This is a genomic window from Streptomyces sp. MA5143a, assembly GCF_900290235.1.
GTDB lineage: Bacteria > Actinomycetota > Actinomycetes > Streptomycetales > Streptomycetaceae > Streptomyces.
Genome location: NZ_OLMK01000026.1, coordinates 279951 through 305937, shown reverse-complemented (window position 1 = coordinate 305937; position 25987 = coordinate 279951). Strand labels below are relative to the sequence as shown.

Annotated in this window: 27 protein-coding genes and 1 tRNA gene; 19 read left to right on the top strand and 9 right to left on the bottom strand. The window is 72.3% G+C overall.

Annotation, left to right across the window (positions count from 1 at the left end; all coding sequences use genetic code 11):
- Positions 1-2 precede the first annotated feature (2 nt).
- From SMA5143A_RS13180 to SMA5143A_RS13170, 3 genes are all read right to left on the bottom strand, one after another.
- Positions 3-485: a cupin domain-containing protein gene (locus tag SMA5143A_RS13180; protein ID WP_107463108.1), complete on the bottom strand. Its 483-nt coding sequence runs from the start codon at positions 483-485 to the stop codon at positions 3-5.
- Positions 486-613: 128 nt separating this feature from the next.
- Entirely contained in the window at positions 614-1225 is a 612-nt protein-coding gene (locus tag SMA5143A_RS13175) for a GNAT family N-acetyltransferase (protein ID WP_107463107.1), read from the bottom strand.
- Positions 1215-3560: a penicillin acylase family protein gene (locus SMA5143A_RS13170; protein ID WP_107463106.1), complete on the bottom strand. Its 2346-nt coding sequence runs from the start codon at positions 3558-3560 to the stop codon at positions 1215-1217. Before SMA5143A_RS13170 ends, SMA5143A_RS13175 begins: the two co-directional genes overlap by 11 nt.
- Positions 3561-3644: 84 nt before the next feature.
- Between SMA5143A_RS13170 and SMA5143A_RS13165 the strand changes: the two genes are divergently transcribed.
- The 6 genes from SMA5143A_RS13165 (at position 3645) to SMA5143A_RS13145 (ending at position 7415) form a co-directional block, all read left to right on the top strand.
- A complete protein-coding gene (locus tag SMA5143A_RS13165) occupies positions 3645-4403 on the top strand; it encodes a siderophore-interacting protein (RefSeq protein ID WP_107463168.1) in 759 nt (252 codons plus the stop codon).
- 113 nt (positions 4404-4516) lie between these two features.
- On the top strand, positions 4517-5110 hold the full coding sequence (locus tag SMA5143A_RS13160) for an HhH-GPD-type base excision DNA repair protein (RefSeq protein WP_107463167.1): 594 nt from the start codon (positions 4517-4519) through the stop codon (positions 5108-5110).
- A 454-nt stretch (positions 5111-5564) separates the two neighbouring features.
- Positions 5565-5903, top strand: a complete 339-nt coding sequence (locus SMA5143A_RS13155) for a hypothetical protein (RefSeq protein ID WP_107463105.1) — start codon at positions 5565-5567, stop codon at positions 5901-5903.
- 93 nt (positions 5904-5996) lie between these two features.
- Positions 5997-6149, top strand: a complete 153-nt coding sequence (locus tag SMA5143A_RS42965; protein WP_181361830.1) for a hypothetical protein — start codon at positions 5997-5999, stop codon at positions 6147-6149.
- 185 nt (positions 6150-6334) lie between these two features.
- Entirely contained in the window at positions 6335-6631 is a 297-nt protein-coding gene (locus tag SMA5143A_RS13150; protein WP_003999914.1) for a type II toxin-antitoxin system VapB family antitoxin, read from the top strand.
- A gap of 139 nt (positions 6632-6770) precedes the next feature.
- Positions 6771-7415, top strand: coding sequence for a LytR C-terminal domain-containing protein (locus SMA5143A_RS13145; protein ID WP_107463104.1), 645 nt, complete (start codon positions 6771-6773; stop codon positions 7413-7415).
- Positions 7416-7442: 27 nt separating this feature from the next.
- Here the strand turns inward: SMA5143A_RS13145 and upp are convergent, their stop codons facing one another.
- Positions 7443-8078 carry a uracil phosphoribosyltransferase gene (gene upp / locus SMA5143A_RS13140; protein WP_107463166.1) on the bottom strand — a complete coding sequence of 212 codons (636 nt, stop codon included), beginning with the start codon at positions 8076-8078 and terminating at the stop codon, positions 7443-7445.
- A gap of 356 nt (positions 8079-8434) precedes the next feature.
- Between upp and SMA5143A_RS13135 the strand changes: the two genes are divergently transcribed.
- From SMA5143A_RS13135 to SMA5143A_RS13095, 9 genes are all read left to right on the top strand, one after another.
- Positions 8435-8635 (top strand): hypothetical protein, encoded by a 201-nt coding sequence (locus tag SMA5143A_RS13135; RefSeq protein WP_107463165.1) that lies wholly within the window; start codon positions 8435-8437, stop codon positions 8633-8635.
- A 350-nt stretch (positions 8636-8985) separates the two neighbouring features.
- On the top strand, positions 8986-9513 hold the full coding sequence (locus tag SMA5143A_RS13130) for a tRNA adenosine deaminase-associated protein (RefSeq protein ID WP_107463103.1): 528 nt from the start codon (positions 8986-8988) through the stop codon (positions 9511-9513).
- A 227-nt stretch (positions 9514-9740) separates the two neighbouring features.
- Positions 9741-10172, top strand: a complete 432-nt coding sequence (gene tadA / locus SMA5143A_RS13120) for a tRNA adenosine(34) deaminase TadA (protein WP_055542935.1) — start codon at positions 9741-9743, stop codon at positions 10170-10172.
- A 78-nt stretch (positions 10173-10250) separates the two neighbouring features.
- Positions 10251-10335 (top strand) — tRNA-Ser (locus SMA5143A_RS13115).
- Between the two features lie 208 nt (positions 10336-10543).
- Entirely contained in the window at positions 10544-11116 is a 573-nt protein-coding gene (locus SMA5143A_RS13110; protein WP_107463101.1) for a DUF4232 domain-containing protein, read from the top strand.
- Between the two features lie 131 nt (positions 11117-11247).
- A complete protein-coding gene (locus SMA5143A_RS42960) occupies positions 11248-11424 on the top strand; it encodes a hypothetical protein (protein ID WP_099966503.1) in 177 nt (58 codons plus the stop codon).
- Between the two features lie 40 nt (positions 11425-11464).
- Positions 11465-11758 carry a Dabb family protein gene (locus SMA5143A_RS13105; protein ID WP_055538177.1) on the top strand — a complete coding sequence of 98 codons (294 nt, stop codon included), beginning with the start codon at positions 11465-11467 and terminating at the stop codon, positions 11756-11758.
- Positions 11759-11975: 217 nt separating this feature from the next.
- Entirely contained in the window at positions 11976-12809 is an 834-nt protein-coding gene (locus SMA5143A_RS13100; protein ID WP_079049511.1) for an RNA polymerase sigma factor SigF, read from the top strand.
- A gap of 491 nt (positions 12810-13300) precedes the next feature.
- Positions 13301-14221, top strand: coding sequence for an RNA polymerase sigma factor SigF (locus SMA5143A_RS13095; protein WP_107463100.1), 921 nt, complete (start codon positions 13301-13303; stop codon positions 14219-14221).
- Between the two features lie 364 nt (positions 14222-14585).
- Here SMA5143A_RS13095 and SMA5143A_RS13090 read toward each other — a convergent pair whose 3' ends face one another.
- The gene (locus tag SMA5143A_RS13090; protein WP_055713413.1) at positions 14586-14780 is read right to left on the bottom strand and encodes a hypothetical protein; all 195 of its coding nucleotides are present in this window, start codon (positions 14778-14780) and stop codon (positions 14586-14588) included.
- Positions 14781-14955: 175 nt separating this feature from the next.
- Here SMA5143A_RS13090 and SMA5143A_RS13085 point away from each other — a divergent pair, with 175 nt between their 5' ends.
- The 4 genes from SMA5143A_RS13085 to SMA5143A_RS13070 all read left to right on the top strand — a co-directional run bounded on the left by SMA5143A_RS13085 (position 14956) and on the right by SMA5143A_RS13070 (position 19397).
- Positions 14956-15405, top strand: coding sequence for a MarR family winged helix-turn-helix transcriptional regulator (locus SMA5143A_RS13085; RefSeq protein ID WP_099966504.1), 450 nt, complete (start codon positions 14956-14958; stop codon positions 15403-15405).
- A 55-nt stretch (positions 15406-15460) separates the two neighbouring features.
- Complete coding sequence (locus SMA5143A_RS13080; protein ID WP_107463099.1) at positions 15461-17977, top strand: MFS transporter; 2517 nt, start codon at positions 15461-15463, stop codon at positions 17975-17977.
- Positions 17978-18045: 68 nt separating this feature from the next.
- Positions 18046-18876: a YceI family protein gene (locus SMA5143A_RS13075; protein ID WP_107463098.1), complete on the top strand. Its 831-nt coding sequence runs from the start codon at positions 18046-18048 to the stop codon at positions 18874-18876.
- 50 nt (positions 18877-18926) lie between these two features.
- Positions 18927-19397 (top strand): PPOX class F420-dependent oxidoreductase, encoded by a 471-nt coding sequence (locus SMA5143A_RS13070; protein WP_107463097.1) that lies wholly within the window; start codon positions 18927-18929, stop codon positions 19395-19397.
- A 129-nt stretch (positions 19398-19526) separates the two neighbouring features.
- On the opposite strand, the gene SMA5143A_RS13065 is transcribed toward SMA5143A_RS13070, so the two are convergent.
- The 4 genes from SMA5143A_RS13065 to SMA5143A_RS13050 all read right to left on the bottom strand — a co-directional run bounded on the left by SMA5143A_RS13065 (position 19527) and on the right by SMA5143A_RS13050 (position 25943).
- Positions 19527-20288, bottom strand: a complete 762-nt coding sequence (locus SMA5143A_RS13065; RefSeq protein WP_107463164.1) for a TetR/AcrR family transcriptional regulator — start codon at positions 20286-20288, stop codon at positions 19527-19529.
- 157 nt (positions 20289-20445) lie between these two features.
- Entirely contained in the window at positions 20446-21945 is a 1500-nt protein-coding gene (locus SMA5143A_RS13060; protein WP_107463096.1) for an MFS transporter, read from the bottom strand.
- Between the two features lie 123 nt (positions 21946-22068).
- Positions 22069-24306 (bottom strand): ArnT family glycosyltransferase, encoded by a 2238-nt coding sequence (locus SMA5143A_RS13055; RefSeq protein ID WP_107463095.1) that lies wholly within the window; start codon positions 24304-24306, stop codon positions 22069-22071.
- Positions 24303-25943 carry a bifunctional glycosyltransferase family 2/GtrA family protein gene (locus SMA5143A_RS13050; protein ID WP_107463094.1) on the bottom strand — a complete coding sequence of 547 codons (1641 nt, stop codon included), beginning with the start codon at positions 25941-25943 and terminating at the stop codon, positions 24303-24305. The genes SMA5143A_RS13055 and SMA5143A_RS13050 overlap by 4 nt, the downstream gene beginning before the upstream one ends.
- Between the last annotated feature and the right edge of the window lie 44 nt (positions 25944-25987).

The following is a 25987-nucleotide window of genomic DNA, read 5'->3' as shown; positions in this document are numbered from 1 at the left end:
CCTCATTCCCTCCCCAGCTCCGCGATGAGCGCGGCCCGCTCGGGGTACCGCCGCGCCAACTCCCCCGCGTCGCCGTGCTCGTACCCCTCGAAGGTGAACCCCGGCGCCATCGTGCAGCCGAACAGCGTCCATGCCCCGTCGCCGCCCAGCACGCGCGCGCCCATCCAGGTCCCGGCGGGCACGACGTACTGCACGTGCTGCCCGCCGAGCACGTCCGGCCCGAGCACGACGGTGTCGGAGGAGCCGTCGGGGCGCAGGAGGAGCAGTCGGAGGGGGTCGCCGAGGTGGAAGTGCCAGATCTCGTCGGTCGGCAGCCGGTGCAGCGCCGAGTAGTCCCCCGGCTCGGTGGTGAGCAGGGCGACGATCGCGGTCCCCTCCGGCCGCCCGTCGCCCCGCTGGGGCCCCGCCCACGTCTGGCGGAAGCGCCCGCCCTCCCGGGGGATGGGCTCCAACGCGTAGTGCGCGATCAGGTCCTCAGGAGTCACCCGCCCACGCTACGTCCGAACGGGCCGCCCCGACACCGTCCCCCCGCCCTCCCGAGACCACCTCCCGCCACCCCGAGACCACCTCCCGCGCTCCCGTGACCACCTCCCGCCACCCCGGCAGCGTCCTCCTACCGCCGGAACACCGTGTCCCGCCGCAGGAACGCCAGTTGCGCCCGCTTCTCCGGCAGGTACACGTCGGGCAGGTCGATCTCCGGCAGCACGACCACCGGCCCGCGTTCGAAGCCCTGCCGCAGGAACCGCGCGATCGCCTTCTCGTTCCGCACGTCGGGGTCGACGACCACCCGCCGCCGGTCCAGGCCCACCAGCACGAACGCCGAGAACACCGCCAGCACCGAGGCCGACCAGCCGGGCCGCGCCCCGTCCCGCCCGGCGGGCGCCAGCAGGACGTGCACGCCGATGTCGCCGGGCTCGACGTCGTAGCACTCGCCGACCCGGTCGGCGTCCGGCTCGTACGTCTGGAGCAGTCCGACGGGCTCACCGTCGCGCAGCGCGAGGAAGGCGTGGTGGGTGTCGAGGGTGTCGAGGTGGGCGTAGATCTCCCGGACCTGCTCCTGGGTGAGTCCGTTCATGCCCCAGAACGCGGCCCGGGGTTCGCTCACCCAGCCGTGGACGACACCGGCGTCGGCCGTCGGGTCCAGGGGCAGGACGCGGACGGTCCCGAAGCCGTCGATCACCTGCTCGTGGACGGCCACGCGCCCGCCGTACGCGTCAACGCTCATCGTCGTTCCCCTCGCTGTCCTTGCTGTCCTTGCTGTCCTTGCTGTCCTTGCTGTCCTTGCTGTGCTTGCTGTGCTTGCTGTGCTTGCCGGCCTTGTTGTGCTCGTCGGGGTCGGTGGGCCCGGTGTCCCTGGTGAGCCGGTCCCAGTCGGTCACGACCGGTACGAGCTCCCCCCGGAGCCAGAGGGGGAGCTGGTCGCGGTGGTGGGTGGAGCCGGCCGTGCCGGACGCCCCGAACGGCACCACCCAGAGGCTGTCCTCACGTCGGGCCAGGTCCCAGACGTAACGGGCCGCGGGGCCACGCGCGCTGCGGTCGGTGATCCCGGGGACGGCGGAGGTGCACAGCACGCAGTCGTGGTCACCGGCGAGCCCCGGCTCGACGTGCGCGGCGAACGGGTCCACGGGGTCCAGCGCCCGCCACGGCGCGAGCCGGTGGCTGTCGCCCCACGGCCCGAACGCGCCGCCCGCCACCTCCTCCAGCGCCTCCCGCACCAGTCCCGCGCGGTCGATCCCGTACAACTCCTCGGCCCGCAGCAGATGTTCGAGCGCGAACCCGATCCGGACGGTGAGCGAGAGCCAGGGCCGGAAGACCTCCGGGTACGCCGGCGGCACGGCCAGCGCCGCGAGGGCGGGCTGGGCGGCGAGCCGCCGTACGACCGCGTCGCGCACCGCCGCGTACGCCGTGGCCTCGACGCTGTCGGCGGCCATCCGCCGGTCCCAGCCCAGCAGCCGCGCGCGCAGGTCGGCGGCGGCAGGGGTGAGGCCCACGGGACCGCCCGAACCGTCCGAGCCGTCTGAGCGATGGGGTCCGTCGGGGTCGTCGGGGAGAGCGGCCAGGTGGTCCAGCAGGGGCCCGGCGGAGGCGAGGTGGGTGTCCATGTGGATGGCCGGCATGTCCGGTGCCGACCAGACCGGCCGCTCGGCCAGCAACTCCCGGATGCGGTCGGCCCGGTGGGGTGGCGCGAACTCCACGCCGAGCGGGGTCGCCGGGCCCCGCTGGTTCGCCATGACGGCGACCCCGTCCTCGAACGTGCCGTACGGCGTCTCGTGCCAGCCCTCCCAGGCATGGCCCGGTTCCCACGCCGGAACGATCCTCCGGCGGTTGTCCGCGCTCCGGACCGGCACCCGCCCCGCCACCCGGTGCAGCACACCGCCCCTGGTGTCCGCGGCCTGCACGACGTTCACCGGCTCGGCCCACAGATCCAGCGCCCGGTCCACATCGGCGACCTCGCGTGCCCGGAGGAGCGGGAGCAGCGCGCTCATCCCGAGGTCCTCGGTGACCCGCGGCGGGTAGCGGAGGCTGATGGGACCGACGGAGGGGATGTCAGAGGGGGTGCCCGCGTGGGCGTCGGCCGAGGAGGCGGTGCCCGCGTGGGCGCCGGTGACCGTGCCCGTGTCGCCGTCGCTCTCCGTCCCGCAGCCCCCGATGACGACCGGCCCCCGGGCGGTCTCGACGACCTCCACCTCGACGGCGGCCCCGCCGGCGACCTCGACGGTCTCCACGTGCCGGTGCGCGGCGCGCCACCGTCCGTCCGGGTCGAGCGCCTCGACTCCCCCGGACGGGGTGCGCCGCAGGCGCTCCCGGTAGAGGTCCTGGTAGTCGGCCATGGCGTTGGTGATCGCCCAGGCCACGTGCCCGGTGTGGCCGAAGTGGGCGATGCCGGGCATGCCCGGGACGGCGAGCCCCACCACGTCGAACTCGGGGCAGGAGAGGCGGATCTGCTGGTAGACCCCGGGTTCCTCGATGAACCGGTGCGGGTCACCGGCGATGAGGGCCCGCCCCGTGGCCGTACGGGACCCGTCGACCAGCCAGCCGTTGCTCCCTGCGGTGCCGGGCCCGTCGGTGGCGAACAGGCCCACCGCGTCGGTGCCCAGGTGCCGGACGACCTCCTCGCGCCAGAGCTTCGCGGGGAACCCGGCGAACAGGATGTGCGTGGCCAGCCACACCCCGAGCGGGTGCCAGTCCTCCCAGCGCCCGGGGGCGAGCCCTGCCCGCTCGAACTCGGGAGCGCGCCGGGCCCCTTCGGCGAGCCCCTCGTTGACGCCGTCGACATACGCGCGGACCCAGTCGGCGGTGCCGGGGTCCTGTCTCTCCAGCCGGGCGAAGCAGCGTCTGGCGGTGTCGTCGAGTCTGGCCCGTCTCGCGAACAGGTCCCAGCCGAGCGCGTCCGCACCCAGGAAGGCCGCCGAGGTGCCCTGGGACCGGTGACGTTCGACCTCCAGCTGCCAGGCCCGGTCGTGCGCGGTGACCCGGCCCTGGGCGCGGGCGAGCGCACGGGCGTCGGCGGCGCGGAGGTGGGGGATGCCCCAGGCGTCCCGGTAGGTCTCGGTGCTCATGTCTGTCCCTGACGTGCAACTGTGGTTTAGGTTAGCCTCACCTAAGCAATGGTGGGGGAAGCGTACGTGAAGGGTGCGGGCGTCATGGGGCAGGGTCACGGCTGGGAGGGCGCGGTCCTCAAACTGCTGCGCGCGAAGGACTTCGTCTTCACCGTCACGGGCGCCGAACAGGTCACCGACGACTACCGGCGGATCCATCTCACCGACGGCGGCATGCTCGCGACGACCGGCGTCCACCCCACGATGTGGGTACGGCTCTGGTTCGCGCCCACCGGGGAGACGGGGGCCGCCGCCCGCCCGCACCAGCGGGCGTACACCCTGGTCGATCCCGACCCGGCCGCCGGGACCTTCAGCCTGGAGTTCGCCCTCCACGAGGGCCGCGCCAGCGACTGGGCGCGCTCCGCGAAGCCGGGCGACACGATCGAGGCGACCGTCCACGGCACCGGCTTCACCGACCCCGACCCGGCCCCCTCCCACCTCCTCGCCATCGGCGACCCGGCCTCGCTCCCGGCCATCAACTCCCTGCTGGGCGCGCTGCCCTCGACCCTCACGACGATCTGGTTCGAGACCCCGGCCGAGAACGGGTCCGACGCCGTGGGCGGCCTCCCGCTCCGCCGCGACCCCGACCACCACGAACTCCGCCCGGTCCCCCGCCGGGACGGCGGCGCGCACCTCGTGGCCCGGGTGCGGTCGGACGCGCCCGCGCTGCTGGAGGGCACCCCCGACCCGTACGTCTGGATCGCCTGCGACACCGCCACGACCCGCTCCCTCACCACGTACTTCCGCAAGGAACTGGGCCTGCCGAAGCAGCGGATACAGGCACTGGGGTACTGGCGGCCGTAGAGGGACGCCGGGCTGCGGCGGGCGGGCGGCCCGGGGTGGCCGGGCTGCGGCAGGTCGGCGCCTCGGGGGTGGCCGGGCTGCGGTGGGTCGGTGTCCGCGCCATCATCGGGGGCATGGACGTCACCCTTCACCTCGCCCAGGATCCCGAGGCCGACGCACTCCTCGGGCGCAGTCCGCTCGCCGCGCTGGTCGGCATGCTGCTGGACCAGCAGGTGCCGATGGAGTGGGCGTTCAAGGGCCCCTCGACCATCGCGGGGCGGCTCGGCGCGGACGACCTCGACGCGCATGAGATCGCCGCGATGTCCCCGGAGTCGTTCGCCGGGATCCTCTCCGCCAAGCCGGCGGTCCACCGCTACCCCGGCTCCATGGCCAAGCGGATCCAGCAGCTGTGCGAGTACCTCGTGGAGCACTACGACGGTGACGCGAGCGGGGTCTGGAAGGGCGCGGGGACGGGCCGGGAGCTGCTGGCCCGGCTGGAGGCCCTGCCCGGCTTCGGCCGCCAGAAGGCACAGATCTTCCTCGCCCTCCTCGGCAAGCAGCTCGGTGTCCAGCCGGAGGGGTGGCGGGAGGCGGCGGGGGCGTACGGCGAACGGGATTCCTTCCGCTCCGTGGCCGACATCAAGGGGCCCGAGTCACTGGCCAAGGTCCGGGCGCACAAACAGGAGATGAAGGCAGCGGCCAAGGCGAAGAAGCAGAGCGCCGGGTAAGGGGACCGCGCCGGGCGGGGGAAAGCACGCCTGGCCGGGGCCACGCGCCGGGTAACGGGCCACGCCGGGCGGGGAGCCACACCGGATGAGTGGAGCCATCTCGGACGAGAGAGGAGCCACCTCGGACGAGAGTGGAGCCATCTCGGACGAGAGTGGAGCCATCTCGGACGAGAGGTAAGCCGCGCGCCGCGCGAGAGGGGCCGCGCCGGGTGAGGGGGCCTCCGCCGCCGTCGCGTACGGGGCCCCTCGGCGCGAGAGTGCCGTCGACGCGCCCTAGGGGTGGGGTGGCCGGGGCTGCGGGGCGGGTGCGGGGCAGCCGAGGGCGGACGCGCGGTTCGCCGCGCCCCTGGAGAGGGCTTGGTCCCCTCCTCGGGTACGCCCCTCGGGTACGCCGAACAGGGGGTTCTTCGGGCGGCTCGATGCAAGAAGGGCGCCCGGCGGGCAGACAGTCACCGTGAGCACGACCCCGCACGCCCCCGTCGCCGTACGGCTGTGGCTGCGTGTGCTCGTGCTGGCCCTCGCCCTGGTCCTCCCGGCCGCCCACGGCACCGCTCACGCGAGTGGCGCGCCGCCCGTCGCAGGCGAGACGGCCCTCGTCGAGTACGACCTCGTGGAGACGGCCCCGCGACCGCCGTCCCGGCACCACCGGCGTCCCGCCACCGCGACACGCCCGGCGGCCCCCGCCGTCGGTCCACCGGCCCCGGCCACGGCGGAGCGCCCCCCGCTCGCGCCGGCCCCGCCCCGGTCCCCGTCCGCCCCGCGCGTCCTGCGCTCCGTCGTCCTGCGCTGCTGAACGAGCCGTTCCCGCAGCTCACCCCCGCGAGAACCCGCGGCGGGAACCGACACGGACCCAGCACAGAACCCCGCACAGGACAGGACCACGACCATGCCCAGCGACCCCTACACGGTCCTGCGCGCCCTCCTCCGCGCGGAGGCCGTGCGCAGCGCACCCAAGGCACGCCCCGAGCAGCACCCGGAACGCGACCGGGACCCCGAGCGCGGGGAGCAAAACGGCCAGAAGGCTCCCCAAACCGACTGAACCGGGCTCCGCCCGAGTGCCCCGGAACCACGGACTCCGGGGCACTCGGACCGCGGGGACAGCGCGGATCACACGCCATCGACCCACAGGGATTGCGCCGTTTGACCGATTCACGGAACCTTTTCCCGGGTCGCACTCCGTCGCCGTGGCTGCGCCCGGAACGTCTCGACCGGTAGGCTTTCCGTGTGATCTTCAAGCGCATCGGAAACGGCCGGCCGTACCCCGACCACGGCCGGGAAAGCACCCGGCAGTGGGCGGACGTCGCGCCGCGCCCGGTCCGCCTCGATCAGCTCGTGACGACCAAGGGGCAGCTGGACCTGGAAACCCTCCTCGCCGAGGACTCCACGTTCTACGGCGACCTCTTCGCGCACGTGGTGAAGTGGCAGGGCGACCTTTATCTGGAGGACGGCCTCCACCGCGCCGTACGCGCGGCCCTCCAGCAGCGCCAGGTCCTGCACGCCCGCGTCCTCGAACTGGACTGACCGGACCCTCGCGTTCCGGCGGGCCGAGGCACCGGTTGGCCCTTTCGGGTTGGACTGCCGCGCGGCCAATGATCATCTAGTAGGCATTGCCGCCCAACGGCACTACGCTGCGCCCATGAGCATGCTGACTCCTCCCGGCATGGGCGGCCAGTACCGGATCACGGGGGACAAGTACCCGCGGCTGCGCCGACCGAAGAGGCGCCGCAGGCTCGTCCTCGCGGTCGTCGCGTCCACGACCGCGCTGGCCCTGGCCGGTTGGGGAACCCTGCAGCTCATCGACGTCTTCACCGGCGGCGACGACCAGGCCGCGGCGGCCGGCCCCAAGGCGGACTGCTCGGCCCGGGTGAGCCCCTCCCCGACACCGGCCAAGGCCGGCGGCAAGACCTCCGGCAAGCCCGATTCGTACCCGGCGCCCGGGAGGATCACCGTCAACGTCCTCAACGCGACACCCCGCTCGGGCCTCGCCAAGGACACCGCCGAGGAACTGAAGAAGCGCGGCTTCCGCATCGGGAACGTGGGCAACGCGACCGAGGAGTACGACAAGAAGGTCAAGGGCACCGCCCTGCTGCTCGGCGCGAAGGCGGCCGAGGACACGGCGCTGCCCGTCCTCAACACCCAGCTCGCCGGCGCCCGGCTGAAGACCGACGGGCGCAAGAAGGCCACCGAGGTCGACCTCGTCATCGGCACCGGGTTCAGGGCCCTCAGCAAGCAGAAGGACGCCGACGCGGCCCTGGCCGAACTGACCAGGCCCGAGCCGACGCCCACTCCGACGAAGACCTGCTGAGCCCCACGAGGGGCAGGCGGGCGGTGCCTACTCGGCCGCCCCGTACAGCCGGTCCCCCGCGTCGCCCAGGCCCGGCACGATGTAGCCGTGCTCGTTCAGGTGCTGGTCGACCGCGGCCGTCACGACCGTCACCGGGGTGCCCGCCAGCTCGCGCTCCATGACCTCCACGCCCTCGGGCGCGGCGAGGAGCACCACGGCGGTCACGTCGTCGGCGCCCCGGTCGATCAGCTCACGGATCGCGGCGACCAGGGTGCCGCCGGTGGCGAGCATCGGGTCGAGGACGTACACCTGACGCCCCGAGAGGTCCTCGGGCATCCGCGTGGCGTACGTGGAGGCCTCCAGCGTCTCCTCGTTGCGGATCATGCCCAGGAAGCCCACCTCGGCGGTCGGCAGCAGCCGGACCATGCCGTCGAGCATGCCGAGGCCGGCGCGCAGGATCGGCACCACCAGGGGGCGCGGGTGCGAGAGCTTGACGCCCGTGGTCGGGGCGACCGGCGTCTCGATGTCGACCTGTTCCGTGCGCACGTCACGGGTGGCCTCATAGGCGAGCAGGGTGACCAGCTCGTCGGCGAGACGACGGAAGGTCGGGGAGTCGGTGCGCTGGTCGCGCAGCGCGGTGAGCTTGTGGGCGACCAGGGGGTGGTCGACGACGTGGAGACGCATGACCACAACAGTAACGGGGGTGACAGCGGCGGGCTCCCCGTCCCCGGCCGCGGAACCGTTCACTCACCGCACAGCAACCCCGACCCGCGCCGTTCACCCTTCCGATGGCATCAAACCCGCCGCCGGAGGGAAAGTGGGAGGGACATGGCGGGGGTGGTGAGCCGATGCCGGACGGTGGTGAGCCCATGGCGGGAGTGGACGACGAGTCCCGGCGTCCGCGGAGGACGGGCGGGACCCGGTCGCGGGGGACGAACCGGGAAGGACAGCGAGGCGCGGACGGCGATCCGCGGCGCGCGACGGACGGGGAACGCCCACGGGGTACGGACCTGCGGGGCACGGACCTGCGGGGCACGGACCTGCGGGAACCGGCGGGGGCGAGCACCGACGCGGGCGCCCCCGACCCCGATGAACAGAGCGACGCCGCGCGCAGGCGGCGCAGGGCCCAGTTCCTGCGGGAGCTGACGGAGGCACGCGAACTGCGCGACCGGGTGCAGCCGCGCCGGGCCAAGGCGGCCCGGCTCCGGCACGCGATGCGTATGCGCACCTTCCGCTGGTAGCCCGGCCGGCACCCCGCGAACACCCCCGTGCGACACGCCCCGTACGCCCCCTTCCGGGACCCTCGCGAGGTGCTCACGGGGCATGCGCGGGGCGCTCACGGGGTGGCCGTGCATATGCGGCGGGGAAGTCCGCGTACGATCCGCAGGTGGTGGCAACAGGTGCGCAGGTGAACGCCTTGCCCGGCCGGCGATCAAAACTGCCGGACACAGGGAGCCGAAGACGTCCCCTGGGCGCTCTGTTTCTGCCACGATTCCGAGTGGGTGGGGCTCGGAGGACAGCACTCCCCGCCCACCGACCTCCGCCGGGGGGACCCCCAACCGGCACGCCTATGACCAGTGGGAGAGTCACGGTGTACTTCGCCGCACTGCTCGCGCGCACCGAAGACGGGTGGGAAGCGAGCGACACAGAGCTCGACGATGTGGAGACCCTGTCGGATCTGGCCGACCTGGCCCGTGAAGCCTCGCCCGACGACGACACGGTGCTGGTGCTCATCGAGCAGGAGGACGCCTGGTTCGGCGTCGTCCGCATCGATGGCGAGGACGACCCTCGTATCTACATCTCGGACGCCGCCGCCGCTGCCCGCAGCAGCTACGGCGAGATCCTGCTCACCGCCGAACTGCTCGGAAAGGAGCCGGGAGACGACGGTCCCGACCTGGACTCCCTCGACCTCGACGGTACGGAGGACGGTGAGCCCGACGACGAGGACGACGACGACACGGCCGCCGAGGCCGTGCCGCACAGCCCCGTCGGCGACACCGAGATCCTCGACGACCTCGGCGTGAGCGAGAAGGAACTGCGCGCCCTCGACGCCGACGACGCCCTCAACTCCATCGCCGAGGCCCTGGGCGCCTCGGAGGTCCTGGAGACGGTTCGCTAGGCCGTCGCCGGGCCCGTCGGCACGACGGCCCGGCGGCGGACTGCGTGGCGGACGGCGCGACGGGCTGCCTGGCGGACGGCGCGGCGGGCTGCCTGGCGGGCGGCGGGCCTCGGGGTGACTCCCGGACGGCTCGCCGGCGGCCGATCCGCTAGGTTCCCCGGGTGACCGAAGCAACCGACGCAGAGGCACCGGGCCCCGATCCGGTACGCGACCGCTGGCGGCCCGCGATGCGGCTCGCCCTGGACGAGGCCGGGCGGGCCGCCGCGGGCGGAGACGTCCCGGTCGGCGCCGTCGTCCTGTCCCCGGACGGCACGACCGTCCTGGCCACCGGGCACAACGAACGCGAGGCGACCGGCGACCCGACGGCCCACGCCGAGGTCCTGGCCGTCCGCCGGGCCGCCGCCGCACTCGGCGAGTGGCGGCTGACCGGCTGCACCCTGGTCGTCACCCTCGAACCCTGCACGATGTGCGCGGGCGCCATCGTGCAGTCCCGGGTCGACCGGGTCGTCTACGGCGCCCGCGACGAGAAGGCCGGCGCGGCCGGTTCCCTCTGGGACGTCGTCCGCGACCGCCGCCTCAACCACCGCCCCGAGGTCGTCGAGGGCGTCCTCGCCGACGACTGCGCCCGGCTCCTCACGGACTTCTTCCGCCTCCGCTGAACCGCCTGCGGCAGCCCACCCGACCCTCCCCGCATATGGATTTCAAAGCACGCCCCACCTTGCTGTAAGGTCTCCCTCGGTAGCGTGTCCGAGCGGCCGAAGGAGCTCGCCTCGAAAGCGAGTGTGGCGCAAGTCACCGAGGGTTCAAATCCCTCCGCTACCGCTGGCAGACGAAGGGCCCGGTCCGATGGACCGGGCCCTTCGTGCTGCTCCGTCTCAGCAGGCGCGTCACCGTTCCGTCACAGGAGTCGCCGCACGGAACCCCGTCGCTCTCCCGCCCTATCTGCACTCACGTACGACGACCACACGTGCCGCGGGGCAACAACCGACGACCGAAACCCGCGGACGAGACGACTCAGGGGGACGACAGCATGCGGCACAGCAACGGCATTCGCAGGGCGGCTCTGGCGACGACGACGGCGGCCACGGCCATCGCGGCGGCGGTGACCGGCATCCTGCCCGGCACCGCCATGGCGGCGAGCACCACCACCTCCACCCCGCCGCCCGCCTGCCGGGCCTCCGCCCTCCAGGTCAGCGCCCGGCAGGCCGCCCACCCGCCCGTCGGGACCGGGACCGGGGCGGCGGTCGTGAAGTTCACCAACGTCTCCAAGAGGACGTGCGTCCTGAAGGGCCATCCGACGGTCGCGGGCGCCGGCAACGGCTCCCCCGCCCACAACACCCCGCTCAAGGTCACCCGCACCGGCAAGGCCACCACCGTGAAGCTCCGGCCGCACGGCAAGGCATGGGTGAAGCTGACCTTCGTCCAGGTCCAGGGGGAAGGCGACGGCTACTGCAAGTCGGGCAAGACCCCGAAGACCTATCCGACGATGGTCATCGGGCTGCCGCGCTCCGGGAAGCACCAGGTCGCCCTGAACGAAGGCGTGTGGGCCGAGTGCGACAACAAGGTGAAGGCCACCCCGGTCTCGGCGGTCAAGCCTTCCTGACCCCACCGTCCGCGGAGAAGGGCCCCGCCGTCAGGCGGGGCCCTTCCTGCGTTCCGGGGATCTCTACGAACGGATGATCGGGTTACACTCGCCGCCGGTGGACAGGGACATATGAGGCGGGGGAGGCCGCTGTGGCGGTGCAGGGGAAGAAGATCGCGCTGTACGTGCTCGTGGTCTTCGTGCTGTACGTGATCATCACGGACCCGGCCAAGGCCGCGGACTACGTCCAGATAGGGTTCGAGGGCGTCTCGACCGCCGCCCAGTCCATCGGCGACTTCTTCACCTGGATCGCCGACGGGGCGGAATGACCCGCAGCACCACGCGTCGTACGACCTTTCCGGAGCGCCCATGATCCGCCATCTGGTCCTGTTCAAGCTCAACGAGGGCGTCGAGCGCGACGATCCGCGGGTCGTCGCGGGCGAGAAGGCCTTCCGGGCCCTCGACGGCACCATCGCGGAGCTGCGCCACTGGGAGCTGGGCTGGAACATCAGCGACCGGCCCATCGCGTACGACTTCGCGATCAACTCGGCGTTCGACGACGCGGACTCCCTGCGCCGGTACGTCGAGCACCCCGACCACCAGGCCGGCGTCGCCCTGTGGCGGGAGTTCGCCACGTGGGTGATCGCGGACTACGAGTACTGACCGGTCGACCGCCCGCCCATACGCCCGTACGGCCCGCCCCGCGCCACTCAAAAGGTGCGGGGCTTCGTCGTGCCCCGTTTCCCGGTTCCCCCGATTGCCCGGCACGGTCTCAACTCTCCCTCAACACGGCGATATGCGGTGCTTGATCGCAGCACACATGTCTTGTGATGCTATGACCGCTTTTGACGGTTGAGTTGATGAGTTGATCGACGAAGAGGTGGCGTTGACCGTGTCGGCCAGTACTGCGCCACCCCAGGAAGAAACCCAAGCGCCCGTTCAGGAGAAACGTCGCGGCGCCGACACCCGCGCCCTCACCCAGGTCCTCTTCGGTCAGCTCAAGCACCTGGAACCGGGCACTCCGGAGCACAACCGCGTACGCGGGGCGCTCATCGAGGCGAACCTCCCGCTCGTGCGGTACGCGGCCGCCCGTTTCCGCTCCCGCAACGAGCCCATGGAGGACGTCGTCCAGGTCGGCACCATCGGCCTGATCAACGCCATCGACCGCTTCGACCCCGACCGGGGCGTGCAGTTCCCGACCTTCGCGATGCCGACCGTCGTCGGTGAGATCAAGCGCTACTTCCGCGACAACGTCCGCACGGTCCACGTGCCCCGTCGGCTGCACGAGCTCTGGGTCCAGGTGAACGGCGCCACCGAGGACCTCACGACCGCCTTCGGCCGCACCCCCACGACCGCCGAGATCGCCGAGCGGCTCCGGATCACCGAGGACGAGGTCCTGTCCTGCATCGAGGCCGGCCGCTCCTACCACGCGACCTCGCTGGAGGCCGCCCAGGAGGGGGACGGGATGCCGGGGCTCCTCGACCGGCTCGGCTACGAGGACCCCGAACTCGACGGCGTCGAACACCGTGACCTCGTACGCCACCTCCTCGTCCAGCTCCCCGAGCGCGAGCAGCGCATCCTGCTGCTCCGCTACTACAGCAATCTGACGCAGTCGCAGATCAGCGCGGAGCTGGGCGTCTCCCAGATGCACGTCTCCCGACTACTGGCCCGGAGCTTCGCGCGACTGCGGTCGGCGAACCGCATCGAGCCCTAGGGCTTGCCGTCCGGAGCACGCCTCGGCCGCGGCGATGACCGGGCCACGGCGCGGCCGCAGTCGGCCTTTCCGGGCACCGCATGACCGGGGGCGCCGGCGTGACCGTCGGTAACCGGCAACCCTCGTTCCACCTCGGAGGGACCGTGGGGCACGCGGGGCGCACAAAGGCAGGCGGGGCGCACAGAATGGGCCACGAGCACACGTGCCCAGGCCATCTGGCCTAACCGAATGCGCTGTCGAGGCATCACCGCCGAGAGCGAATCACTCACAGCAACTCTTTCCGACAGCAATAGGCCGAAACATCGTCAGACTGCCCTTTTCCAGGGCTAATTGCCCCTCTCCATGTCGACATGTCACTACATCGCGTTGCCGACGTGTGACATTCTTCCCCCAGCGCGTTTGCCGTGGCCTCGCCGCCGGTATTCAGGTGGAGGCTGCGTTCCCTACGACGGAGCGTCCGCCGCGACCGTCCGCGACCCAAAGGGGGTGGCATGTCCGCAGACCAGGGCAGCTCGAAGGTGCTCACGCTCGCCAAGAGCGAGACCGCGCCCGACGCTATCCAGGCCCCTCAGGACCTTCAGGAGCTCGAGAACCTTCCCGGCACCGAGGCTCCACCGGCGCCTGAGTTCCCGGCCTTGCCGGCCTCGGCGAACATCGACACCCGCACCCTGTCCCGCTCCCTGTTCCTGCGGCTCGCCGCCCTCGACGAGAACAGCCCCGAGCGCGCCTACGTCCGGGACACCCTCATCGAGCTCAACCTCCCGCTGGTACGCTACGCGGCCGCCCGTTTCCGGTCGCGCAACGAGCCGATGGAGGACATCGTCCAGGTCGGCACCATCGGCCTGATCAAGGCGATCGACCGCTTCGACTGCGAACGGGGCGTGGAGTTCCCGACGTTCGCGATGCCGACGGTCGTGGGCGAGATCAAGCGGTTCTTCCGCGACACCTCGTGGTCGGTCCGGGTGCCGCGCCGCCTCCAGGAGCTGCGCCTGGCCCTCACCAAGGCCAGCGACGAGCTGTCGCAGAAGCTCGACCGCTCCCCGACGGTCACCGAACTCGCCGCCGTGCTGGGTGTGTCGGAGGAGGACGTCGTCGACGGCCTCGCGGTCGGCAACGCGTACACGGCGTCGTCGCTCGACTCACCCGCCCCCGAGGACGACGGCGGCGAGGGCTCGCTGGCGGACCGCCTCGGCTACGAGGACACCGCGCTCGAAGGGGTCGAGTACCGCGAGTCCCTCAAGCCGCTGCTCGCCAAACTCCCGCCCCGTGAGCGCCGGATCATCATGCTCCGCTTCTTCGCGAACATGACCCAGTCCCAGATCGGCGAAGAGGTCGGCATCTCCCAGATGCACGTCTCCCGCCTCCTCACCCGCACCCTAACCCAGCTCCGCGAGGGCCTCATCTCCGACTGAGCCCCCGTCAAGAGGGGTTTGGGGAGCGCCCAGACAGAGAGACGACCGCCGGGATGTCCATTCGTTCAGGACATCCCGGCGGTCGTCGTGCGCGCGGATGGATATGCCGGGGGGAGTAACTAGGCGGGTGGGGCGGAGTAGCCGGGTGGATGCGTGCGGGTGGCGGGTGGTTGCTCACGCAGTTCCCCGCGCCCCCTGAGGACGCCGGGTGCCACCCATGCCGTCAAGGGGCGCGGGGAACTGCGCGACCAGCCACAAACCCACCCGCAGCCGCAAGATCACAGTCACCCGGCAGACGCACAGGCGCCCGCCACCTCGCCGGAGGCTCCCGGCAGACGCACAGGCGCCCGCCCCCACCGAACCGCTAGCCCAGCGCCAGCCACACCACCGCCGCGACCACCGCCACCGCCGCGACGATCCCGACGATCAGACCGACGCGGGGCCCGGAGGAGGCCACCTCCGCACGGCCACCCCGCGGGGTCTCGTCAACGAACGCGCGGAACATCTGCGTGCTCCCGGCGGGGTCGTAGTTGCCCTGGGGGCCCTGGTTGTCAGCCATGGCCCGAGACCTTAGCGAATCCGTGAGGGGGCACCCAAGTGGGGTGGGGCGGAGCGGCTCCCTCCGCGGCGCCCTCCTTTGCCAAGACTTGGTCCGCGAACCCACCGATTCGCTTGCCTGCGGCAACCATCCAGTTCTATGGTTGCCCTAAGCAACAAACACGGGAGGGGCTCCCATGGCCGAGCGAGCGCAGTACGAGGAGCTGGCCCGCCAGCTCAGCGCCATCGGGGTCGTGAAGCGGGAGATCGCACGGATGCTGCCGTACGACTGCCCCGGCGGATCGGCGGGAGTCCTCACGCTGCTCGACCGGAACGGCGAGATGCGGATGAGCAGGCTCGCCGAGCTGCTCTCGGTGGACATGTCGGTGACCAGCCGCCATGTCGCGCACGTCGCCGAGCGGGGCTGGATCGAACGGCTCCCCGACCCGGCGGACAGGCGCTCGCGCATCCTGCGCCTGACCCCCGAGGGCCGGGCCCTGGTCGCCGAACTCCACCGGCGCACCAGCCGGGTGATGGCCCATCGGCTGAGCGACTGGTCCGACGACGAGGTCGGCGAGCTGGTCCGGCTCCTCGGCCGGCTGCGCCACAGCTTCGACGGGGCCGCCGCCTCCCGCCCGGCCCCCTGAAAGACACCCACCACAACCCGTACACCCGCGAAGACCACGTAAGAGAAGGAAGCCCATGGCAACGACCACACCAGCCGGTGTGCGGGCCCACGCCAAGCACGGCCACGGCCCCGCCAAGGGGGCCTCGCACGGCGGCGACGGCACTCCGATGACGCACCGGCAGATCATGGAAGCGCTGACCGGACTGCTGCTCGGCATGTTCGTGGCGATCCTGTCGTCGACGATCGTCTCGAACGCGCTGCCCGACATCATCAAGGACCTGGGCGGCGGCCAGAGCGCCTACACCTGGGTGGTGACCGCGTCGCTGCTGGCGATGACCGCGTCCACCCCGCTGTGGGGCAAGCTCGCCGACCTGTTCTCCAAGAAGCTGCTGATCCAGCTGGCGCTCGTCATCTTCGTGCTCGGCTCGGCCGCGGCAGGACTGTCCCAGAACGCCGGGATGCTGATCGGGTTCCGCGCGGTGCAGGGCGTCGGCATGGGCGGCCTGTCGTCGCTGGCTCAGATCATCCTCGCCGCGATGATCTCCCCGCGGGAGCGCGGCCGGTACAACGGCTACCTCGGCGCCACCTTCGCGACCGCCATGGTCGGCGGCCCGCTGGTCGGCGGTGTCATCACCGACACCGACTGGCTGGGCTGGCGCTGGTGCTTCTACGTCGGCGTGCCCTTCGCGGTGATCGCCCTGATCGTGCTCCAGCGGACCCTTCACCTGCCCGTCGTCCGGCGCAAGGTCAAGGTCGACTGGGCGGGCGCCTTCCTGATCACCGCCGCGGTGTGCCTGCTGCTGATCTGGGTGACCTTCGCCGGTGACAAGTACGACTGGGTGTCCTGGCAGACGTACGCGATGGTCGGCGGCACGGTGGCCCTGCTCGCGCTGTTCGTCCTCGTCGAGGCGAAGGCGAGCGAGCCGATCATCCCGCTGCGGCTGTTCCGCAACCGGACGATCACCCTGGCCTCGCTGGCCTCGCTCTTCGTCGGTGTCGCGATGTTCGCGGGCACCATCTTCTTCAGCCAGTACTTCCAGCTGGCCCGCGACAAGTCGCCGACCATGTCCGGCGTCCTGACCATCCCGATGATCGCCGGTCTGTTCGTCTCGTCGACCGTCTCCGGCCAGGTCATCACCCGCACCGGCCGCTGGAAGGCCTGGCTGCTCGCCGGCGGAGTGCTGGTGACCGCGGGCCTCGGTCTGCTGGGCACCCTCCGGTACGACACCCCGTACTGGCACGTGGCGGTCTTCATGGCGCTGCTCGGCCTGGGCGTCGGCATGATGATGCAGAACCTGGTGCTGTGCACGCAGAACCAGGTGGCCCCGGGCGACCTGGGCGCCGCCAGCTCCACCGTCACCTTCTTCCGCTCCCTCGGCGGCGCGATCGGCGTCTCCGCGCTGGGCGCGGTGCTGAGCCACCGGATCACGCACTACGCGGAGGAGGGCCTCGCGAGGCTCGGGGTGTCCGGCTCCTCCATGGGCCACGGCGAGATCCCCGACCTGGACGCGCTGCCCGCGCCGATCCGCACGGTCATCGAGAGCTCCTACGGCCACGGCATCGGAGACGTCTTCCTTTACGCCGCCCCCTTCGCCGTCCTCGCGCTCGTCTTCTCCGTCTTCATCAAGGAGGTCCCGCTGCGGACCCACGGGGCGCTCGCCCAGGCGGCGACGGAGAAGGAGACGGCCGGGACGGCACCGTCGCCGACCCCGGTTGCGGCAGGGGCCGGCACTCCTTCCGCCTCGGCTCCCTCCACCGCTGCGGCTTCCGCCACGGCTGATGTGGCTCCGGCGGCCGCCGCCTCGGGCTCCGTCCCGGCGTCGGTGGGCGGCGGGGTGGCCGTGCGGGGGCATGTGCGCGGGGCCGAGGAGGCGCCCGTGCCGGGGGCCGCGGTCACGCTGATCTCGCTCGGGGGCCGGCAGCTCGGCCGTTCGGTCGCGGGGGCCGACGGGGTCTACGCGGTGGACGCGCCCGGCGCCGGGTCGTATGTGCTGATCGCCGCCGCCGACGGGTTCCAACCGCAGGCGTCCACGATCGTCGTGAACGGCGAGCCGGTCGCGTACGACATCCTGCTGAGCGGCACGAGCGGGCTGAGCGGTGTGGTGCGGGCCGCCGGGGCCGCGCTGCCCGTGGAGGACGCGATGGTCGTGGTGACCGATGTGCGCGGGGACGTGCTGGCCACCGGAACCACCGGTGAGCAGGGCGAGTTCGGCTTCGGTGAGCTGGTGCCCGGTCCCGTCACCGTCGCGGTGAACGCCGCCGGGTTCCGTCCGCGCGCCCTGCCCGTCGAGGTCGGCGGCACCGGCGTCACCCGCGTCGAGATCGACCTGGACGCCGGGGCCCGGCTCCAGGGGGTCGTCCGGGCGCCGGGCGGACCGCTGGCCGACGCCCGCGTGACGCTCGTCGACGCGGCGGGCAACGTCGTCGCCACCGCCACCACCGGTTCGGACGGGGCGTACGCCTTCGCCGACCTGGACGGCGGCGACTACACGGTCATCGCCACCGGGTACCCGCCCGTGGCCACGGCCCTGACGGTCTCCGGCACCGGAGTCGACGGCCATGACATCGAACTCGCCCACCCCGGCGAGTAGTTCACACCCGGTCGGCGGGGCGGTGCCTCCGCCCCGCCGACCGGTCGCACCCGAGGAGTGACGCGCACATGGGACTGACCGCGAGGATCCGCACGAGGGACGGCTGGGCCGTGTCGCACGCGGTCGTCACGGTGACCGACATGGCCGGTACGCAGGTGATGCGGGCCGAGGCCGACGCGGAGGGAGCGGTCCACGAGCCCACGGCGCTCGCGCCCGGCGCGTACACGGTGATCGTCACGGCCGTCGGCTACGGACCGGTCGCGTCGAGCGCCCTGGTCACCGCGAGCGGCCGGGCTGAGGTCGGCACGGTCACCCTCGCCCGGCTCGGCGGCACCGAACTCCCGCCGCCCGGCCCCTGGACCGTCGACCCGGCCCACTCGTCCGTCGCGGCGGTCGCCCAGCACCTGGGCATCTCCAGCGTCCGCGGGCGGTTCACCGAGTTCTCCGGTTCGATCGAGATCGCGCCGACCCCGGACGAGGGCACCAAGTCCCGTGTGGCGGCGGTGATCCGGGCCGCCTCGATCGACACGGGCAACGGCATGCGCGACGACCACCTGCGGTCCCCGGACTTCCTGGACGTGGAACGGCACCCGGAGATCACCTATGTGTCGACGGGGCTCACCACCGTCGCCCCGGACCGCTGGACGGTGCACGGCGAGCTGACCCTGCACGGCGTCGTCCGCCCGGTCGACCTCGACCTCGCGTACCTCGGCACCGGCCCCGACCCGTGGGGCGGCACCCGCGCCGCGTTCCGGGCGACGACGGAACTGCGCCGCGAGGACTTCGCGATGAACTACAACCAGGTCCTCCAGGCGGGCATCGCGGCCATCGGCACGACCCTGAAGGTGGAACTGGACGTCCAGGCGGTGCGGGGGGAGAGCCTGCCGGGGGCTCGGTGACGGCGGCGGGTGTCCCGCTCCCTCAGGCACCCCGGCCCTACGCTGTGCGCATGGCACGGAACATCGCGACCAACACCAAGGTCTCCCTCGACGAGCTCCTCGACTTCGTGCGCCCCCGGCACCGGGCGCTCCTGCTGACCCGACGGGCCGACGGCGGGCCACAGGCCTCACCGCTGACCTGCGGTGTCGACGACTCGGGCCGCATCGTGGTCTCCACGTACCCCGAGCGCGCCAAGACGCGCAACGCCAAGCGGGACGAGCGGGTCAGCGTCGTCGTCCTCAGCGACGACTGGGACGGCCCCTGGGTCCAGATCGACGGAACCGCCGAGGTCATCGACTCCCCCGAGTCGGTTGAGCCGCTGGTGGAGTACTTCCGCAACATCGCGGGCGAGCACCCGAACTGGGACGAGTACCGCGAGGCCATGGTCAAGCAGGGCAAGTCGATCATCCGCATCACCCCGGACCGCTGGGGCCCGGTGGCGACGGGGGGCTTCCCGGCACGGCTGGTGGAGGAGGGCTGAGGGCCGGGCGAGGGCTGAGGGCCCTCCCGGGGCCGGGGCCCAGAGCCGGGGCCTTCCCGGGGCCGGGGCCCAGAGCCGGGGCCTTCCCGGGGCCGGGGCCCAAAGCCGGTCGCGCCGGCGCGGGGTCGGTCAGCCGCGTTCGACCATCGCCTCGATGCCGGCGATGAGCGTGTCCAGCGCGTAGGCGAAGTCCCGTTCGCGCATCTCCTCCACGGTGTCGCCACCGCGGGCCTCCATGAGGTCCGCGGAGTGCTGGACCACCTCGTGGAGTTCGGGGGTGACGGTCACCGCGGTCATGGCGTGCCGGAAGTACTCCTCCTGGGTCATGCCGGCGCTCGCACAGCGCTGGACGTAGTGGCCCTCGATGGTGCCGAAGCCGTACACGAACTGGAAGACCGCGGCGATCGCCCCCGCCTGGCCGTGCGCCGGCAGCTCCGTCCGCCCGATCACCCGCTGGACGGCCAGGGAGAAGTCCAGCGAGTGCGGGCCGATGTTGAGGAAGGTACCGGCGAGGGGTGACACCCAGGGGTGCCGGACCAGCAGGGCCCGGTACTGCTCGGCCAGTGTGCGGAGCTGGTCCCGCCAGTTCTCGTCGGAGTCCGCCGGGGGGAGCCGCATCTCGCCGAAGGCCCGGTCGAGGGCCAACTCCAGCAGGTCGTCCTTGGTCTCGACGTACCAGTACACCGACATGGCCGTCACGTTCAGATCGGCGGCCAGGCGCCGCATCGAGAACTTGGCCAGCCCCTCGGCGTCCAGCAGTCGCAGGGCCGTCTCGGTGATCCGCTCCCGGTCCAGCCCCGACGGCTGCCCGCCCCGCCGCGCCCGCGCCTCGCCCTCCAGCCACACGCTGACCCGAGCACGGCCTCCGGCCCGACCGGCAGCCTTCACCATGAGCACCTTCCCCGACACGACGACGGTTCGTCCTTGGTGATGATGCTAGGGCCGCACGAACACCGGGGGCGCGCGGCGAGCGTCTTCAGGGGCGCGGGGAACTGCGCGAATGGCCCCAGCGCACCCGCAGCCGCCCACCAACCCGCACCCCGACCCGCTAGGCACCCCCCACCTCCCCCACCCCCGTCTCCGCCCTGCGCAGCAGTCCCGCCGCCAGCAACCCCCCGAGCAGTACAGCCACCGCTCCCACCAGCAAGCTCGTCTGCACCCCGGAGGAGAACGCCGCCACGATCTCCCTCCTCTCCTCCCTCGACCCCGCCGCCCCCAGCGCCGCGGGCAGCGACGCCGCCGCCAGCGGGATCAGCGCCGCGAACCGGGAGTTCAGCACCGCCCCCAGCACGGCCACCCCCAACCCCGTGCCGAACTCCGCGAGCGTCCCGTTGACCCCCGCCCCCACCCCCGCCTTGGCCGGCGGAATCGCGCTCATGATCGCGTGGGCCATCGCCGGGTTGGCGATCGCCGCCCCGGCCCCGATCAGCACCAGCCCGACGAGCGTCGCACCGTAACCGTCCGGCCCGGCCGCGATGGAGACCAGGCCGCCCGACATCAGCACCATGCCCAGCGCGATCGACACCGGCATACCGAGCCGGCCCGTCCACCGGGCCGACAGCCCCGAGAAGTTGAGCGCGACGACGACGAGGGCGAGGGGCGCCGTCCTGAGCCCCGCCTCCAGCGCGCCGTACCCGAGGACGAACTGCAGGTGCTGGGTGAGCAGGAACAGCGCCCCGCCCATCCCGAACGTGATGAGGACCGCCCCGGCCACGGCTCCCGTGAACCGGCGGTCACGGAAGAAGTGCGGGTCGAGCATCGGATACGGGACACGGCTCTCCCAGAACGCGAACGCCGCGAGCACCACGACGGCGACGACGGCCGTGGCCAGGACCCGCCCGGAGGCCCAGCCGTGCTCGGGGCCCGAGATGATCGCGTAGACGAGCGAGGTCATCCCCACCGTCGACAGCAGCGCCCCCGGCAGATCGGGCCGGTCCCCCTGAGGGTTCTTCGACTCGGGGACGAGGGCGACGACGGCCACCAGCCCCAGCGCGACGACCGGCAGGTTGACCAGGAAGATCGCGCCCCACCAGAAGTGGCCCAGTAGGAAACCGCCGAGGAGCGGACCGGCCGCGAACCCGAGCGCGTTGACCGCGCTCCAGATGCCGATCGCCTTCGGCTGCTCCCCGGGCGGGAAGATCTGCATGGCGACGGCGAGGGTCGTGGTGAGCAGCAGCGCCCCGCCCACACCCATGCCCGCCCGCGCCGCGATCAACTGCCCCGTCGACTGGGCGAGTCCGGCCGCCAGCGAGCCGACGCCGAACAGCGCGAGCCCCGCGAGCAGCATCTTCTTCCGGCCGTAGCGGTCGGCCGCGCTGCCCGCGGTGAGCAGCAGGCCCGACTGGACGAGCGAGTACGCGTTGATCATCCACTGGATGTCGGACGTGGCCGCGCCCAACTCCTCGGTGAGCGAGGGGATCGCCACGTTCAGCACGGTGTTGTCCAGCAGCACGGCGAGCTGCGCGAGACAGATGACGCCGAGGGTCAGCCAGCGTCGGGGGTGACCTTGGGGGGAGGGGGTGGTGGGGAGGGTCGGGGTGGTCGCCATGTTCTACACCGTAGAACAGTTTCCTATACACCGTACAACGCTGCTGGAGCGGCGTACGGCAAGGCGGTGGCCCGGGGTCTCGTCCTCACCCCGGGCCACCGCCCCACTCCGCGTCGGCCGCGCCTACTTCGCCTGCGTCAGGTCGTAGAACGTCGTGCCGTCGACCGTCACCGTCTCGAAGTTCTCCTGGACCCAGGAGCTGATCTGCGCGGAGGTACCGTCGCTCCCGCCGCGCATGCCGCCCCCGAAGCCGCCGGCGATGAAGTAGTGGATCTTTCCTTCCTCCACGTACTTCTTGAACTCCGCGAGGGTGGGGGACGGGTCGGTGCCGTTGAAGCCGCCGATGGCCATGACGGGTTCGCCCGTGGAGAGCTGATAGCTGGCCGCGTTCTGGGCGCCTGTCGCGGCAGCCGCCCAGGTGTAGTCCCCGGCGTTCTTCTCCAGGAGTTCCTTGACCTCGTCGCTGACGCTCGCGCCGTTGAGCAGACCGCCCATGCCGCCACCGCCGCCCATCCGGCCGCCGTCACCGTTCTGCTGACCTTGCCGTCCCTGCTGACCCTGCTGGCCCTGCTGACCCTGCTGGCCGTTCGGGCCTCCGCCGAAGCCGCCGGTCGGGGGCTGGCCCATCTGACCGTTGCCGTTCTGGCCGTTGCCGTTCTGGCCGTTCTGGCCGCCCTGCCAGCCCGGCATCCCGCCGCCACCGGGGCCGCCGGGGCCGCCGCCCATGCCTCCGCCGGGGCCTCCCCGGCCGCCCTGGACGGACGGGCCGGCCGTGACGATCGAACCGGTGTGGCCCTCACCGAGCGTGGTCAGGGTGTACGCCGTCGGGCCGGCCAGCGCGGTGACGAAGCTCAGGCCCACGACCGCGAGGGCCAGCTGACGACCCAGCCTGGCCGCGAAGACCAGGCCGAGCGCGGCGACCAGACCGCCGACCAGGACGACCCACTTCAGCCAGGGGAGGTAGTCGGAGGAGCGGGTGAGGAGGACGTACCCCCAGACCGCCGTGGCCGTCGTCGCCGCGGCCAGGGTGAGCGACGCCCACACCTCGGCGCGCCGCTCCCACAGCAGGGCCGCGCCCATGCCGATCAGCGGCGCGATGTAGGGGGCGAGGGCCACGGTGTAGTACTCGTGGAAGATGCCCTGCATGAAGCTGAACACCACCATGGTGATGAGCAGCGAGCCGCCCCAGAGGAGGAACGCGGCACGGGTGCCGTCGGTGCGCCGCAGCTTCCGCGTGGCCCAGATCGCCGCGCCCAGCAGGATCAGCGCGGCGGGGATCAGCCAGGAGATCTGGCCGCCGATGTTCGAGCTGAACATCCGGTCCCAGCCGCTCTCGCCCCAGATGCCACCGCCGTTGCCGCCGCCACCTCCGCCGCCGACGCTGCCGGTCTCCTCGCCGTTGATGCGGCCGAGGCCGTTGTAGCCGAAGGTCAGCTCCAGGAAGGAGTTGTTCTGCGAGCCGCCGATGTACGGGCGGGACGAGGCCGGCCACAGCTCGACGATCGCGACCCACCAGCCCCCGGAGACGACCATCGCGAGCCCGGCGAGCAGCACCTGGCCGACGCGCTTCTTCCAGGTGCCGGGGGCGCAGGCGACATACACGAGTGCGAGCACCGGCAGGATCAGGAAGGCCTGGAGGGTCTTCACCAGGAAGGCGAGGCCGATGGCGGTTCCCGCCCAGACCAGCCACTTGGTCTGCGCCTTCTCCATCGCGCGGAGGGTGCAGTACACGGCGGTGGCCATCAGCAGCGCGAGGGCCGCGTCCGGGTTGTTGAAGCGGAACATCAGCGCGGCGACAGGCGTGAGCGCGAACACCGCCATGGTGAGGAAGCCGGCCGTGGCGTGGAAACGGCGGCGTACGGCCGCCCACAGCACTCCGGCGGTGGCGACGGCCATCAGGACCTGCGGGAACAGGATCGCGAAGGAGTTCAGGCCGAGGAGCCGCACCGACAGGGCCATCGGCCACAGCGACGCCGGGGGCTTGTCGACGGTGATGGCGTTGGCCGAGTCCAGCGACCCGAAGAAGAGGGCCTTCCAGGACTGGCTGCCCGCCTGCACGGCCGCCGAGTAGAAGGAGTTGGCGTACCCGGACGCCGTGAGGTTCCAGGTGTAGAGGCCGCCGATCAGGACTAGGGCGAGGAGGAAGCCGGGGCGCACCCAGCGGTTGTCCTCCGGGCGCCCGCGCCACATCCGCCGGCCGAGGGGCTGCCGGGGCTCACCGGCGCCGGGTGCCGTGGGAGTGCCGGGCGGATCCGCGACTTCCGTCCCCTGGACGTCTGCTCTCGTCGTCGGCGGCCCCCAGCCGGGGTCGGCCGGGCTCGTGCCCCCCTGGTGCGTCGACGTGTCGAAGTCCGTGGTCATCGTGTGTTCCTCGAATCCTGGTCGTGCGGGCGCACCGGCCGCATCCGCATGGTCGCGTCGCCCCAGGCGCGGTCCGCGGCGTCACCGGCGCGGAACGGGGTCGTGGGGTACGGGGTGGTCCCGTACGGGACGGTCGGCGCCGCCTCGTACTCGGGGCGCGGCACGGTGCGGGCCTCTGTCGGGGGATGGGCCGCTGTCGGAGGGTGGACCGCTGTCGGAGGGTGGACCGCTGTCGGAGAGTGGGTCGCTGTCGGAGGGTGGGCCTCCGTCGAGCCGTGGGCCGTCGGCTGGAACCGGTCCTGGTGGGCGTACGGGCCTGGCCGCCCCGGTCGGACCGCGGCCGTGCTCACGTACCCGGCGGCGGGGTGGGCGGCGGGAGCGGTCGGCGTGCCGCTGTCACGCCGGTCGGGGAAGACCCAGGCCCGGAAGAGCAGGAACCGCAGCACCGTCGCCGCGAGGTTGGCGGCGATGAGGACGGCCAGTTCCGTGGAGTGCGCGGGGTCGCTGGTGGCCGCGTTCAGGGCGACGAGCGAGCCGCTGGTGAGGGCGAGGCCGATACCGAACACCACCAGACCCTGCGCCTGGTGCCTGACGGCGCCGGCCCGGCCCCGGACGCCGAACGTGAGGCGCCGGTTGGCCGCCGTGTTGGCGATCGCCGAGACGAGGAGGGCGAGCGCGTTGGCGGTCTGCGACCCCGCGAGGCTGCGGAAACCGCTGTAGAGGAGCAGATAGAAGAGAGTGGACAGGCCGCCCACGACACAGAAACCGAGAAGCTGGCGGGCCAAGCCGCGCGGCACGTCCTCGATGTCGCGGTCGCGGGGGTCGTCCCCGAAGGGCCGGGCGAGCCGGTCGAGGGTGATCGACCCGGTGGCGAGGGCCCGGCCGACCCGCCACACGCCCTTGAGGTCGTCGGTGGCCGTCCTCACGATGTGGACGGTCGAGTCGGGGTCGTCGACCCAGTCGACCGGCACCTCGTGGATCCGGAGCCCGGCGCGCTCGGCGAGCACCAGCATCTCGGTGTCGAAGAACCACCCGGTGTCCTCGACGAGCGGCAGCAGCACCTGCGCCACGTCCCGCCGTATCGCCTTGAACCCGCACTGCGCGTCCGAGAAGCGGGCCTGGAGCGAGCCGCGCAGGATCAGGTTGTACGCGCGGCTGATGAACTCCCGCTTGGGGCCGCGCACCACCCGTGACGAACGGGCGAGCCGGGAGCCGATCGCGAGGTCCGAGTGGCCGGAGATCAGCGGGGCCACCAGCGGCAGCAGGGCGTTCAGGTCGGTCGACAGGTCCACGTCCATATAGGCGAGGACCGGGGCGTCGGAGGCGGACCAGACGGCGCGCAGGGCCCGCCCGCGCCCCTTCTGCTCCAGCCGGAACGACCTGACCCGCGGCAGCTCCGCCTCCAGCCGCGCGGCCACCTGGGGGGTGGTGTCCGTGGACGCGTTGTCCGCGATCGTGATGCGGAACGCGTACGGGAAGGTCCGCGCGAGGTGCTCGTGCAGTCTGCGGACGCACGGCTGGAGGTCCTTCTCCTCGTTGTAGACGGGGACCACTACGTCCAGGACAGGCGTACCGGCGTCTCCGGCCGGGAGGTGCTCCCGCGCCGGCAGGGTGCCGGGAGAAGAGTCGGTTCGCATGACACGTACATTCGCGACCGGCTCTGTTATGCCCGTGTGCTGAC